This is a genomic window from Enterobacter bugandensis (assembly GCF_900324475.1).
In the GTDB taxonomy this organism is placed as follows: domain Bacteria; phylum Pseudomonadota; class Gammaproteobacteria; order Enterobacterales; family Enterobacteriaceae; genus Enterobacter; species Enterobacter bugandensis.
On the sequence record NZ_LT992502.1, the window covers coordinates 880874 to 893901 of the forward strand.

Sequence of the window (13028 nt, forward strand, 5' to 3'; positions counted from 1 at the left end):
CGCTACCCGGCAATGCCCTTAAAGCTTCGCAAACACCTTACGCGCCGCGTCGATGGTGTTATTGATATCTTCTTCGCTGTGCGCCACGGACATAAAGCCCGCTTCGAACGCGGACGGTGCCAGGTACACGCCTTCTTCCAGCATCAGGTGGAAGAAGCGCTTGAAGCGTTCAACGTCGCACTTCACCACGTCCTGATAGCGGGTCACGGTTTTCGCATCGGTGAAGAAAATCCCGAACATGCCGCCCACGTGGTTAACAACCAGCGGAATTCCCGCTTCTTCTGCGGCTTCCAGCAGACCGTTTGCCAGCTGCGTGGTACGGTCCGTCAGGGTTTCATGAATACCCGGCTGCGCCACTTCGGTCAGACAGGCGAAGCCCGCAGCCATGGCAATTGGGTTACCGGAGAGCGTGCCCGCCTGGTAAACCGGGCCGGTTGGTGCCAGGGCTTCCATCACGTCCTTACGACCGCCGAAAGCACCGACCGGCATGCCGCCGCCGATGATTTTGCCGAGGCAGGTCAGGTCCGGCTCAACCTCATAATAAGACTGGGCGCCCGCCAGTGCCACGCGGAAGCCGGTCATCACTTCATCGATGATCAGCAGCGCGCCGAACTCATCGCACAGCGCGCGCAGGCCCGGCAGGAAGTCAGGCTGCGGCGGGATGCAGTTCATATTGCCCGCAACCGGTTCAACGATAATGCAGGCGATCTCCTGCGGATACTGCTCGAACGCCGCGCGAACGGTGTTCAGATCGTTGTAGGTGCAGGTCAGGGTGTGCTTCGCGAAATCAGCAGGTACGCCAGGCGAGTTTGGCTGGCCGAGGGTCAGCGCGCCGGAGCCCGCTTTCACCAGCAGGCAGTCCGCATGGCCGTGGTAGCAGCCTTCGAATTTGATGATTTTGTCGCGACCGGTAAAGCCGCGCGCCAGACGGATGGCGCTCATGGTGGCTTCGGTACCGGAGTTCACCATACGCACCATGTCCATGGTCGGCACCAGTTCGGTAACCAGCTCCGCCATTTTCACTTCCATCTCGGTCGGCGCACCGAAGCTCAGGCCGCGCTGTGCGGCTTCGATGACCGCGTTACGAATGGCGGGATGGTTATGTCCGAGAACCATCGGCCCCCAGGAACCGACGTAATCGATATAGGCTTTGCCATCGACATCATACAGATACGCGCCGTCAGCACGTTCAATAAACAGCGGCGTGCCGCCCACGCCGGTAAAGGCGCGTACTGGCGAGTTCACGCCACCGGGGATTAGCTCGCGGGCTGCACTGTAGAGGTTTTCAGACTTGCTCATGGCGTCGTTCCTGGTTCGTATAAAATGATTAAGCACACTATTCTAAGTGATCCGCAGAAGGTTATGAAATTTTTAGCCTGTTAATGCTTTAAGATTTGTTAAGTATTTTTCAGGCGTCGCAGGGAAGGTCTCTGGTAAAATCTTCGCGGCTTTTTGTATGACGAATAAGAACAGGACATGAAATCAGATTCCCCGTCTTTTGAAGAACAACAGTTTACGCGCGCCCAGCACCGAATCAGCATTCGGCGGCTGCTCAATCGCGATAAAACGCCGCTGGCGATCCTGCTGGCCGCTGCCGTGGTGGGTACCCTTGCAGGGCTGGTTGGCGTGGCGTTTGAAAAAGCGGTTAATGCCGTACTCAACTGGCGAGTGGGTACCGTAGCCGGTTTTGCCGATCGCGAATGGCTGGTCTGGGTAGCGGCATTCGGCCTGTCTGCGCTGTTTGCCATGGTGGGGTATTTTCTGGTGCGTAAATTCGCCCCGGAGGCGGGCGGGTCTGGCATCCCGGAAATTGAAGGCGCGCTGGAGGAGCTGCGCCCGGTGCGCTGGTGGCGGGTGATCCCGGTTAAGTTTATTGGCGGCATGGGGACGCTGGGCGCAGGGATGGTGCTCGGCCGGGAAGGGCCAACGGTGCAGCTGGGGGGGAACGTCGGCCGCATGGTGGGCGATCTGTTCCGCATGCGCAGCGCCGAGGCGCGCCATACGCTGCTGGCCACCGGTGCAGCGGCGGGGCTTTCTGCGGCGTTTAACGCGCCGCTGGCCGGTATTTTGTTTATCATCGAAGAGATGCGCGCGCAGTTCCGCTACAACCTGATCTCCATTAAAGCGGTGTTTACCGGCGTTATTATGTCGAGCATCGTCTTTCGCATCTTTAATGGCGAAGGGGCGGTGATTGAAGTCGGTAAACTGACCAACGCACCGGTTAACACCCTGTGGCTATACCTGATCCTCGGCATGATTTTTGGTGTGGTGGGCCCGCTGTTTAACACCTTTATCTTACGCGCTCAGGATATGTTCCAGCGCGTTCACGGCGGCAATACCACGAAATGGGTGCTGATGGGCGGCCTGCTGGGCGGCATTTGTGGCGTGCTCGGCTTTATCGAACCGAATGCCGCGGGTGGCGGTTTCGGGCTGATTCCCATTGCCGCAGCCGGGAATTTCAGCGTGGGTTTGCTGCTGTTTATGTTTTTCTCCAGGGTCATTACGACGGTACTGTGCTTCTCCTCCGGCGCGCCCGGCGGAATTTTTGCCCCGATGCTGGCGCTGGGAACGCTGCTCGGCACCGCGTTTGGTATGGCGGCTGAGGCAGGTTTCCCCGCTTACCACCTGGACGCCGGCACCTTTGCAGTGGCCGGGATGGGGGCGCTGCTGGCCGCGTCCCTGCGCGCGCCGTTAACCGGCATCGTGCTGGTGCTGGAGATGACGGATAATTACCAGCTCATTTTGCCAATGATCATTACCTGTCTCGGCGCGACACTATTAGCCCAATTCCTGGGTGGAAAACCGCTATACTCCACCATCCTCGCGCGTACCCTGGCAAAACAAGAGGCGGAGCGGGCCGCCACGCAGAATACTTGAATGAATTACCAGGGTATTAGATAATGACGAAAAGAATTGGGTGAATTTTACCCAATAGCAGTATTCATGGGAGCATAAGATGAGTGATGACGTAGCTGTGCCGCTGGAGTTTACCGAAGCAGCAGCCAACAAAGTGAAAACCCTGATTGCCGACGAAGACAATCCGGATCTGAAACTGCGTGTCTATATTACCGGTGGCGGCTGCAGCGGCTTCCAGTACGGTTTTACCTTTGACGATCAGGTGAACGACGGCGATATGACCATCGAGAAGCAGGGCGTCGCGCTGGTAGTTGACCCGATGAGCCTGCAGTATCTGGTGGGCGGTTCGGTGGATTACACCGAAGGTCTGGAAGGTTCGCGTTTTGTGGTGACCAACCCGAACGCAACAAGCACCTGCGGGTGTGGTTCTTCGTTCAGCATTTAAGCCTGAATGCGGATTGTAGGCCCGGTAAGCGAAGCGCCTCCGGGCTTATAAACGACGCCTATCTTGAAGTTTCATCCAGCGCAAACGTCGGCAGCTTCAGGTGCCAGCGTATCGCCGCTAAACGTATCACCAGCGTCACGACCATCCCCAGCATCGCGGCGTTTTCCAGCGGAAGTGCAAACGTGTAGTACGCGGTCGCGTGGACAATGCCGCCCGCAATACAGGCCGTTGCGTAAATTTCAGTACGCAGGATCATCGGCACCTCCCGCGCCAGAATGTCGCGAATGATGCCGCCGCCCACGCCGGTTAACACGCCCATGCAGATCGCCACCATCGGGCCGGTGCCCGCATTAAACGCCTTATTGACGCCAATACCGACAAACACGGCCAGACCGACGGCATCCAGCACCGGCAATATCCATTTGGGTAATCGGCGGGGCTGGCGAACCAGCACAATGGTTAACAGACAGGTGACCATCGCGACCACAAGATCGGTAGGATCTTTCACCCAAAACACCGGGCCATTTGCCAGCGCCATATCGCGGATTGTCCCGCCGCCAACGGCGGTCACCACGCCAAGCACCAGCACGCCAAACGGATCCATGCGTAGTTTTCCGGCGAGCAGGACGCCGGAGATAGCAAAAACGGCTGTACCAAGAATATCCAGCCAATAAACGAGCATCGTTAAATCCTCGAACGTATGTTAATGACCCTCTGCCAGGGCGGCACAGAGCTGTTTTGCGGCGAGGATAATACGCGGGCTGGCGCGTTCAAACCAGTCACTGTTGAGTGGGATCACCGGAATTTTTAGCTGACTCTGCCAGAATTGTTTAATTTTAGGAATCTCGCTCGCATTTCCGACCACGACGATGGCCTGTGGCTGGCGCGCCAGAACCTGCTCACGGCTCACCTGAGGCCACGGTACCCGGCTGGCAGCAAAGATATTTTCACCGCCGCACACTTCCAGCACCTGGTTCTGAATCGAGCCTTTTCCGGTGGTAAACAGCGGCTGGCTGCCGAACTGCAGGAAGATGCGCTTTTTAACAGGCGTATCGTATTGGGCTTTCAGCGCGGCATAGTCGCTGAGCATCTGGTTCGCCGCACTCTCGGCTTTTTGAGGCGCAGGGCTATAAGGGGCCAGGGCGCGCAGAGCCTGAGCGACCTGCTCAATACTTACCGCGTCAACCCACATGACCTTGATGCCAAGCGAGGTGAGCTGGTTCACCTGCCGCTCGGCGTTACCGCCGCGCCAGGCCAGCACGAGATCCGGCTTAAGTGCCACAATGCGCTCAAGGTTCATCCCTTGCCAGGTTGCCACTTGCTCAATGCCGGCCGCCTGTGGGGGGTAATCCGAAAAGCTGCTGACGCCAACGGGGGTGATCCCGGCGGCAAACGCCAGTTCGGTATTAGCGGGAGAAAGGGTAATCACACGCGGCGCGGCGAACAGCCACGCCGGTGCAAGCAGCAGCAGGGCGGCCAGCGCCCTGATAGACCGTTTAGCCACGCGCCAGGTTCTGCACCAGGCGTTCCACCATCACGGTGGACTGTTTTGCCGCAACGGCCAGGAACTCGTCGAAGCTGATGTGAGACTGCTGGTCTGCCACGTCAGAGATGGCGCGAACCACCACGAACGGTACGCTGAAATTGTGGCAAACGTGCGCAATCGCGGTCGCTTCCATCTCTACGGCAACCGCCTGCGGGAAGTTATGACGGATTTTCGCCAGACCGACGGAGCCATTGATGAACGCATCACCGCTGACAATCAGGCCGCGTACCGCGTTGAGATTGAGCTCAGCAATGCAGGCTTCAGCCGCCGCAATCAGTTTATCGTCAGCTTTAAACCCTGCCGGGCAGCCCGGAAGCTGGCCATACTCGTAGCCGAACGCGGTGACGTCAGCATCGTGGTAACGCGCTTCGTCGGAGACAACGATATCGCCCACTTTCAGCGTCGGTGCCAGACCGCCTGCTGAGCCCGTGTTAATGATGACGTCCGGCTTGCAGCGCTCAAGCAGCAGGGTCGCACCCAGCGCAGCAGCCACTTTACCGATGCCTGATTTCAGCAGAGCCACCTCAACACCGTTCAGCTGCCCGGTGTAGATCTCACAACCCCCGAGAGAGAGGGTCTGACGGTTCTCAATTTTGTCACGCAGGAGCGTAACTTCTTCTTCCATTGCACCAATAATGCCGATTTTCATAGATTTACTCGCGATGTGCCTTGTTAAGAGGCATAGTCTATCATGCGGTTAAGGGGAAACGCATTCTCACGCGGGGGAGCACATGTCACCAATCGATTTTCGTACCAAAATTAACTGGCACCGACGTTTCCGTTCGCCGCAGGGCGAAAAGAGCGAACATGAGATCCTGCGCATCTTCGAAAGCGATCGCGGCAGGATTATTAACTCGCCCGCCATCCGGCGTCTGCAGCAAAAGACCCAGGTATTCCCGCTGGAGCGTAACGCGGCGGTGCGCACGCGCTTAACCCACTCCATGGAAGTGCAGCAGGTCGGGCGTTATATTGCCAAAGAGATTTTAAGCCGCCTCAAAGAGCAGCGTTTACTGGAAACCTATGGCCTGGATGAGCTGACGGGGCCTTTCGAGAGCATCGTTGAGATGGCCTGCCTGATGCATGACATCGGCAACCCGCCTTTTGGCCATTTTGGCGAGGCGGCTATTAATGACTGGTTTAAACAACGGCTTTATCCGTCGGATGCGGCAAGCCAGCCACTCAGCGATGACCGCTGCATCGTGCGCGATTTACGCCTGCGTGAAGGCGAAGAAGGGCTGAACGATCTGCGCCGCAAAGTGCGCCAGGATCTCTGTCACTTTGAGGGCAACGCGCAGGGGATCCGGCTGGTGCACTCCCTGATGCGCATGAACCTGACCTGGGCGCAGGTTGGCTGCATTTTGAAATATACGCGTCCCGCGTGGTGGATGGGGGAGACGCCCGCATCCCACAGCTATTTAATGAAAAAACCGGGCTATTACCTTTCCGAAGAGGCCTATATAGAACGGCTGCGTAAAGAACTATCCCTGACGCCAAACGGCCGATTCCCATTGACGTGGATTATGGAAGCCGCCGACGATATTTCCTATTGCGTGGCTGACCTGGAAGATGCCGTTGAGAAAAGAATATTCAGCGTCGAGGAGCTTTATCAGCATCTTTATGCGGCATGGGGAACCCATGAAAAAGGATCGCTGTTTGCGCAGGTAGTCGAAAATGCCTGGGAAAAATCGCGCTCAAATACGTTGAGCCGCAGTACGGAAGATCAGTTCTTTATGTATTTGCGGGTCAATACATTAAATAAACTGGTGCCGTATGCCGCCTCGCGCTTTATTGATAATTTGCCGCAAATCTTTAGCGGGGAATTCAATCATGCGCTGCTGGAAGATGACAGCAGTTTCAGCCAACTCCTTGAGCTTTATAAACATGTGGCGATGCGGCATGTGTTCAGCCATCCTGATGTCGAGCAGCTGGAACTGCAGGGATACCGTGTAATCAGTGGATTACTGGAAATTTATTCACCGTTGCTTCAACTCTCCGTCGAGGAGTTTAGCGAGCTGGTGGAAAAAGAACGCGTGCGGCGAATTCCTATCGAATCCCGGCTTTATCAGAAACTTTCTACCCGCCATCGGCTGGCGTATGTCGAAGCGATGGGTAAGCTGGATCGCCACGCTCTGGAATGGCCGGTGATGGAATATTATTATCGCTGCCGTCTAATCCAGGACTATATCAGCGGCATGACCGATTTGTATGCCTGGGATGAATACCGCAAGCTCATGGCCGTGGAATAATTCCGGAGTTTTGTAAAGAAGGCCAATAAATTTTTACCTTTTCCATAAACTTATGGCCGGAACTAAGCGGTATAAAATGAATCTGAGTTACACAGCAATTTTGCGTTACCTGTAAATCGAGATTGAGAAACATGAAAAAAACCACATTAGCAATGAGTGCACTGGCTCTGAGTTTAGGTTTAGCGCTGTCTCCTCTGACTGCTACTGCAGCCGAGACCGCGTCGTCGGCAGCAACCGCGCAGCAGATGCCAAGCCTGGCACCGATGCTCGAAAAAGTGATGCCATCGGTGGTGAGTATTAACGTTGAGGGCAGCACGACCGTCAATACGCCGCGCATGCCGCGTAACTTCCAGCAGTTCTTCGGTGACAATTCACCGTTCTGCCAGGACGGTTCGCCATTCCAGAGTTCTCCGTTCTGTCAGGGCGGTGGCGCAGGGGATGACGGCCAGGGCGGCGGCCAGCAACAGAAATTCATGGCGCTTGGTTCCGGTGTGATTATTGATGCCGCAAAAGGCTACGTGGTCACCAACAACCACGTTGTGGATAACGCCAGCACCATTAAAGTTCAGCTGAGCGATGGTCGTAAATTCGATGCTAAAGTGGTGGGTAAAGATCCGCGCTCCGACATCGCGCTGATCCAGATTCAGGATCCGAAGAACCTGACGGCGATTAAAATTGCCGACTCCGACGCGCTGCGCGTGGGCGATTACACCGTCGCTATCGGTAACCCGTTCGGTCTGGGTGAAACCGTGACCTCCGGTATTGTCTCTGCGCTGGGCCGTAGCGGCCTGAATGCGGAAAACTATGAAAACTTCATCCAGACGGATGCGGCCATTAACCGTGGTAACTCCGGCGGTGCGCTGGTGAACCTGAACGGCGAGCTGATCGGTATCAACACCGCTATTCTGGCGCCGGACGGCGGCAACATCGGTATCGGCTTTGCTATCCCGAGCAACATGGTGAAAAACCTGACTGCTCAGATGGTGCAGTACGGCCAGGTGAAACGCGGTGAGCTGGGTATTATGGGTACCGAGCTGAACTCCGAGCTGGCGAAAGCGATGAAGGTGGATGCGCAGCGCGGTGCGTTCGTCAGCCAGGTTATGCCGAACTCCTCTGCAGCGAAGGCGGGCATTAAAGCGGGTGATGTGATCACCTCTCTGAACGGTAAACCGATCAGCAGCTTTGCCGCCCTGCGTGCGGAAGTGGGCTCGATGCCAATTGGCAGCAAAGTGACCCTTGGCCTGCTGCGTGACGGCAAACCGGTTAACGTAAGCCTGGAGCTGCAGCAGAGCAGCCAGAATCAGGTGGACTCCAGCACCATCTTCAGCGGAATTGAAGGCGCAGAGATGAGTAACAAGGGCCAGGACAAAGGCGTGGTGGTGAACAACGTGAAAGCAAATTCACCTGCTGCCCGTATCGGCCTGAAAAAAGGCGATGTGATCATGGGGGCTAACCAGCAACCGGTGAAAAACATCGCTGAACTGCGCAAAATTCTCGACAGCAAACCGTCCGTGCTGGCGCTGAATATCCAGCGCGGTGACACCTCAATTTACCTGCTGATGCAGTAATTCTCTTAAGCCCCTGTACGCAGGGGCTTTCTCGTTTCTGTGACGCCTACCGCAACTCCATACTTCCCCCTTTCACTTTGTGCATTCGCACAATGCAGTCGCTGCTGAACTTCCCTATGCTTGAGCTCTGCTCACAGGAGGGTTACATGGCTGGCTGGCATCTTGATACCAAAATGGCGCAGGATATCGTGGCGCGCACCATGCGCATCATTGATACCAATATCAACGTAATGGATGCCCGCGGGCGCATTATTGGCAGCGGCGATCGCGAGCGTATTGGGGAATTGCACGAAGGAGCCCTGCTGGTGCTCTCTCAGGGCCGCGTGGTTGATATCGATGATGCGGTAGCGAAACACCTGCACGGCGTGCGTCAGGGGATCAACCTGCCGCTGCGTCTGGAAGGGGAAATTGTTGGCGTCATCGGCCTGACGGGCGAACCGGAATCCCTGCGTAAATACGGCGAGCTGGTCTGCATGACGGCGGAAATGATGCTGGAGCAGTCGCGTCTGATGCATCTTCTTGCTCAGGACAGCCGCTTACGTGAAGAGCTGGTGATGAACCTGATTCAGGCGGAAGAACATACGCCTGCACTCAGCGAATGGGCGCAGCGTCTGGGGATCGATCTGAACCAGCCGCGCGTGGTGGCGGTGATTGAGGTCGATAGCGGACAGCTTGGCGTAGACAGCGCGATGGCCGAGCTGCAGCAGCTGCAAAATGCGCTGGCGACGCCGGAGCGCGACAACCTGGTGGCGATCGTCTCGCTGACGGAAATGGTAGTACTCAAACCCGCGCTCAATGCGTTCGGCCGCTGGGATGCTGAGGACCATCGCCGTCGCGTGGAACTGCTTATTTCCCGTATGCAGGAGAACGGCCAGTTGCGTTTTCGCGTTGCCCTGGGCAATTACTTTACCGGGCCGGGCAGCATCGCCCGGTCCTGGCGTACCGCGCGCACCACCATGATGGTGGGCAAGCAGCGGATGCCGGAGAGCCGCAGTTATTTCTATCAGGATCTGATGCTGCCGGTGCTGCTCGACAGCCTGCGCGGCGGCTGGCAGGCCAATGAGCTGGCGCGGCCATTAGCGCGCCTGAAGGCGATGGACAACAATGGGTTGCTGCGCCGGACGCTGCAGGCGTGGTTTCGCCATAATGTGCAACCGCTGGCGACCTCAAAAGCGCTGTTTATTCACCGCAATACGCTTGAGTACCGGCTAAACCGGATCTCGGAGCTGACGGGGCTGGATTTGGGGAACTTTGACGACAGGCTGCTGCTCTATGTCGCCTTGCAACTGGACGAACAGAGATGACTGAGTGCGGTCTGGTGCCCTCACCCCATCCCTCTCCCACGGGGAGAGGGCGCAAACACTAAAAAAGGCAATCAGGGATTGCCGTTTTGCTTTTATTTCCGCGTTAATTTCTCAAGATCCGCTTCAATCTCGCTGATCTTGTTGGTGACAACGCTTTCAAGGTGACGCAGATCGTCGAGGATCTTACGCTTGAGATCGACTTCGGTGCGATCGCGCTGGCAAATCTGATCGAGTTCATCGATCACATAGCGCAGGTTAGGGCTGATTTCCTGCACCTCTTTGTACCCTTGTCCTACGCCGTCAGCGACGACGGTCTTACGCTGGCGTGGATATTTAAACTTCACGCTCTTGGCGAAAAACTCTCCTTTATCCTTGTGAAAATAGATTTTTAAAATGTCGTTGTTGGCTTCCTGGCGAAGGCTGTAACGATCGATTTCATCAGGATTGGTAATGCCCAGACTTTTCAGATTATCGTACATAGCGGTACCCTTATCTCAACATAACCTTTGAATAATTAATGAAAAAATTCCTTTTTGCCACCCTCATATACAAAAAAAGCGGGGTCGATCCTGATTACATTTCACTGAAATTACCGGGCAGGGAAGGTGCATTGCCCCCACTCGTTTATTGTTGTTTTTAACGACTACGTCAAGTGGAAATCAATTTAATACCAAAACCTGACGATCTGAGCGCTAGCGCAGTAAGGCGATGGAGGCCAGCATTTCGCTTTCCGTGGTGGTAATTTCCTGTTCCAACAGTTCGTCGATCCGCTGTTTTTTGATTGCCTGATTGACGCCGAACAGATCGAGCTTATCCAGCAGGAACATCACCAGCGCCGTAATCACGGCGGTCAGGACCGATGAGAGTAAAATGGGGAGCGGTCCTGGTAGACCAAGGCCGCTGAGCCATGACTCAAGGCCAATAGCCGCAAAGATGGAAAGAGAACCTGCTACAAGCTTAAGAATGGCATCGCCTTTTTGGGCCATACTGCTGTGTTTATCCCTGAGGATCGGTACCGTCTGCATCAGGACCTTAAAGCCTTCTTTTACCATCCGCATGATGTTTTTAAACACGCCAACGAAGCAGTTAACCATCCCTTCCAGCAGCATCGACACGAAGTTTTTAATAAAGCCGACGGCAACATCTTTTAATAAAACAACAGCGTTTTTGAGAATGTGATCTTTCATGCGACCAAGACGAATCGACAGAGCCTGCGAAAAATCGCTCGCACCTACGCCAGCTTCAATACCGTGCGTTAAACAGCTGCGCAGCTCATAGTAAAGAGGCTTGATAATGAAGAGAATGAGATCGCCCAGCGACTGATGACCTGATGCCTGGGCCGCATCTTTCGCCAGAACTTTTTGGACGTCGCGATCCTTGCGGATATTATCAAATACGGTTTCATTGGTTTTGGTATCCATCGTTTGCTGCGCGATGTCCATTTTCTCGACCATCACCTGCCGCGTTTTGATTTCCTCTTCTGTCAGCGGATGTGCGACATCTTTTTTCCCTTTTTTGACAACTACAAAGCCCTGATCGATCTCCTGCTGGAGTTCTTCGCGGGTTTTAGCGAACTTACCGGTTTTCTCGCCACGGTTATTTTGCATGCTGGTAACAGCATAATTTTCGTCAATATTGAGAATATTTTTGATGTCATCAAGCTTCAGAGCCTTGTTGCTTTTGAGGTTGTTGCATACTTCGGCGCAGGAGACGACATGATCGACTTCGGCAGCCTGCTTCTGCTCTCCCTCGCTTTTCGCATGTTTTTTGTACTGGTAGATCGTGCCGTTACCATATTCATCCTCAGCGCGCAGATTATCGGAGAAATGGTTCTCTTTACGGGCCTTCATTTTTGCACCATCGCGCATGTTCAGAGAGTCGTTGTTGCGCGTCATTTCGCCGCCGTTAAACGACGATTGTTCAGAAAAACGGTCAATGTTTTGACGCTCGTTCAAGTGCTCGCTGTAGTTATCCAGCATAAAGGCATTTCTTTCGGGCGCTTCGTAGCTGAACGCCCGGCACTCCTGGTACAGGCGGGACGGGGTAACACCTTGTCGGGTGCCGATATTGCAGGCGCGCATTGTGCCGTCGAGCAGGCTGAGAAACACGGGTTCGAGGATATTGTCGATGGCGCTGCCCGTTGAGATTACGTCCAGGCGGGCCATAACGTCGTCGTTGCTGACCGTCAGGTTGGCCCCCATGATCGCTTCGTGGTAAATGCTGCCGGTATCGCACCCCTTTATAAATGCAGCATCGACTTCTCCGGTCAGATGAGCTTCGATGGCGGACGCCGTCGCCACGGATTTTAGCGCAGGGGCATTCCGCACCTGTTGCAGCTTTTTCATTCTGGCGAGATGTGCATTAAGATTTGTCATCCGTCGTCCTCAGGCCGCAACCAGTAAGTTCCAGGAGGCCATAAAATCACTTTCGCTTTGTGTTCTTAGCTCATCCTGACTTGCCATCATGCCAACAATGAGGCTAAACCTCTCCAGGCTTTTCGCATCGTTAAGCTGATATTCATTTATAAGTGACCAAACCGTTGGCAGATTGGGCGGTGTTTCGACCATCTCGACGATCTTCTGCTGAACGGCTTGAGGTAACTTTTCCCGCGGAACAAGACCAGACACTGCATCATCCAGCAGGGCAATATTTTCCGCTGGGGTCTTGCCATTAGCCTTGATGCAGCATGTCCCCAGCGCATACGCCGCGAGGATAAAGTCATCCCGTTTACTGATATCGTGCATCTTGTCCGCCAGTTCAGTCTGGAGTTTTTTGATCTTTTCGGCGTATTCAGCTTTTGCGATCTGCTGCCCTTCGGCAATCCCTTCGTCTTTGCCGTTATTTTTTCCCCATAAATACGTCCCGGCCAGAGTGACCAGACCTGCAATACCCGCACCAATTATTTTGCCGTAATGACTCATTGCACGATTCCCGTTTATTGCCCGCAAGGCCAGATTATTATTTGCAGTTCACGAATAATATCGTTAATCCTGTTTTCCAACAAACCTATGTTTTAAAAGAAAAAATTTGCATTAAGTAACGAGGTGAACTTCCTTGTAAAGA

Annotated in this window: 12 protein-coding genes; 5 read left to right on the top strand and 7 right to left on the bottom strand. The window is 54.8% G+C overall.

The genetic code is table 11. The features are described from left to right. Positions 1-18: 18 nt before the first annotated feature. On the bottom strand, positions 19-1299 hold the full coding sequence (gene hemL, locus DG357_RS04235) for a glutamate-1-semialdehyde 2,1-aminomutase (protein WP_041911201.1): 1281 nt from the start codon (positions 1297-1299) through the stop codon (positions 19-21). 177 nt (positions 1300-1476) lie between these two features. Here hemL and clcA point away from each other — a divergent pair, with 177 nt between their 5' ends. Both clcA and erpA read left to right on the top strand, forming a co-directional pair. After that, positions 1477-2877: a H(+)/Cl(-) exchange transporter ClcA gene (clcA, locus tag DG357_RS04240; RefSeq protein ID WP_041911200.1), complete on the top strand. Its 1401-nt coding sequence runs from the start codon at positions 1477-1479 to the stop codon at positions 2875-2877. A 79-nt stretch (positions 2878-2956) separates the two neighbouring features. Then, positions 2957-3301, top strand: a complete 345-nt coding sequence (erpA, locus tag DG357_RS04245) for an iron-sulfur cluster insertion protein ErpA (RefSeq protein WP_008501923.1) — start codon at positions 2957-2959, stop codon at positions 3299-3301. Between the two features lie 58 nt (positions 3302-3359). On the opposite strand, the gene DG357_RS04250 is transcribed toward erpA, so the two are convergent. From DG357_RS04250 to mtnN, 3 genes are read right to left on the bottom strand one after another with little or no spacing between them, the layout of a single operon-like run. Further along, positions 3360-3983 (bottom strand): TRIC cation channel family protein, encoded by a 624-nt coding sequence (locus tag DG357_RS04250; protein WP_028015568.1) that lies wholly within the window; start codon positions 3981-3983, stop codon positions 3360-3362. A gap of 21 nt (positions 3984-4004) precedes the next feature. Beyond that, a complete protein-coding gene (gene btuF / locus DG357_RS04255) occupies positions 4005-4805 on the bottom strand; it encodes a vitamin B12 ABC transporter substrate-binding protein BtuF (RefSeq protein ID WP_088204388.1) in 801 nt (266 codons plus the stop codon). Beyond that, on the bottom strand, positions 4798-5496 hold the full coding sequence (mtnN, locus tag DG357_RS04260) for a 5'-methylthioadenosine/S-adenosylhomocysteine nucleosidase (protein ID WP_028015570.1): 699 nt from the start codon (positions 5494-5496) through the stop codon (positions 4798-4800). Before mtnN ends, btuF begins: the two co-directional genes overlap by 8 nt. An 82-nt stretch (positions 5497-5578) precedes the next feature. Between mtnN and dgt the strand changes: the two genes are divergently transcribed. The 3 genes from dgt to cdaR all read left to right on the top strand — a co-directional run bounded on the left by dgt (position 5579) and on the right by cdaR (position 9965). After that, the gene (dgt, locus tag DG357_RS04265; RefSeq protein ID WP_028015571.1) at positions 5579-7093 is read left to right on the top strand and encodes a dGTPase; all 1515 of its coding nucleotides are present in this window, start codon (positions 5579-5581) and stop codon (positions 7091-7093) included. Between the two features lie 131 nt (positions 7094-7224). Further along, positions 7225-8661: a serine endoprotease DegP gene (gene degP, locus DG357_RS04270; protein ID WP_028015572.1), complete on the top strand. Its 1437-nt coding sequence runs from the start codon at positions 7225-7227 to the stop codon at positions 8659-8661. Between the two features lie 146 nt (positions 8662-8807). After that, positions 8808-9965 carry a DNA-binding transcriptional regulator CdaR gene (gene cdaR / locus DG357_RS04275; RefSeq protein ID WP_032644978.1) on the top strand — a complete coding sequence of 386 codons (1158 nt, stop codon included), beginning with the start codon at positions 8808-8810 and terminating at the stop codon, positions 9963-9965. A gap of 92 nt (positions 9966-10057) precedes the next feature. On the opposite strand, the gene DG357_RS04280 is transcribed toward cdaR, so the two are convergent. The 3 genes from DG357_RS04280 to DG357_RS04290 all read right to left on the bottom strand — a co-directional run bounded on the left by DG357_RS04280 (position 10058) and on the right by DG357_RS04290 (position 12886). Next, positions 10058-10444 carry a DUF3461 family protein gene (locus tag DG357_RS04280; RefSeq protein WP_014168696.1) on the bottom strand — a complete coding sequence of 129 codons (387 nt, stop codon included), beginning with the start codon at positions 10442-10444 and terminating at the stop codon, positions 10058-10060. A 213-nt stretch (positions 10445-10657) separates the two neighbouring features. Next, positions 10658-12340: a hypothetical protein gene (locus tag DG357_RS04285; RefSeq protein WP_159087772.1), complete on the bottom strand. Its 1683-nt coding sequence runs from the start codon at positions 12338-12340 to the stop codon at positions 10658-10660. A 9-nt stretch (positions 12341-12349) separates the two neighbouring features. Beyond that, positions 12350-12886: a hypothetical protein gene (locus DG357_RS04290; RefSeq protein ID WP_088204390.1), complete on the bottom strand. Its 537-nt coding sequence runs from the start codon at positions 12884-12886 to the stop codon at positions 12350-12352. Positions 12887-13028: the final 142 nt, after the last annotated feature.

Bases quoted from the DNA above. Each gene is read 5' to 3' on its own strand.
- cdaR (WP_032644978.1), top strand. From the start codon at position 8,808: ATGGCTGGCTGGCATCTTGATACCAAAATGGCGCAGGATATCGTGGCG.
- hemL (WP_041911201.1), bottom strand. From the start codon at position 1,299: ATGAGCAAGTCTGAAAACCTCTACAGTGCAGCCCGCGAGCTAATCCCC.
- clcA (WP_041911200.1), top strand. From the start codon at position 1,477: ATGAAATCAGATTCCCCGTCTTTTGAAGAACAACAGTTTACGCGCGCC.
- DG357_RS04285 (WP_159087772.1), bottom strand. From the start codon at position 12,340: ATGACAAATCTTAATGCACATCTCGCCAGAATGAAAAAGCTGCAACAG.
- DG357_RS04250 (WP_028015568.1), bottom strand. From the start codon at position 3,983: ATGCTCGTTTATTGGCTGGATATTCTTGGTACAGCCGTTTTTGCTATC.
- dgt (WP_028015571.1), top strand. From the start codon at position 5,579: ATGTCACCAATCGATTTTCGTACCAAAATTAACTGGCACCGACGTTTC.
- DG357_RS04290 (WP_088204390.1), bottom strand. From the start codon at position 12,886: ATGAGTCATTACGGCAAAATAATTGGTGCGGGTATTGCAGGTCTGGTC.
- erpA (WP_008501923.1), top strand. From the start codon at position 2,957: ATGAGTGATGACGTAGCTGTGCCGCTGGAGTTTACCGAAGCAGCAGCC.
- mtnN (WP_028015570.1), bottom strand. From the start codon at position 5,496: ATGAAAATCGGCATTATTGGTGCAATGGAAGAAGAAGTTACGCTCCTG.
- DG357_RS04280 (WP_014168696.1), bottom strand. From the start codon at position 10,444: ATGTACGATAATCTGAAAAGTCTGGGCATTACCAATCCTGATGAAATC.
- degP (WP_028015572.1), top strand. From the start codon at position 7,225: ATGAAAAAAACCACATTAGCAATGAGTGCACTGGCTCTGAGTTTAGGT.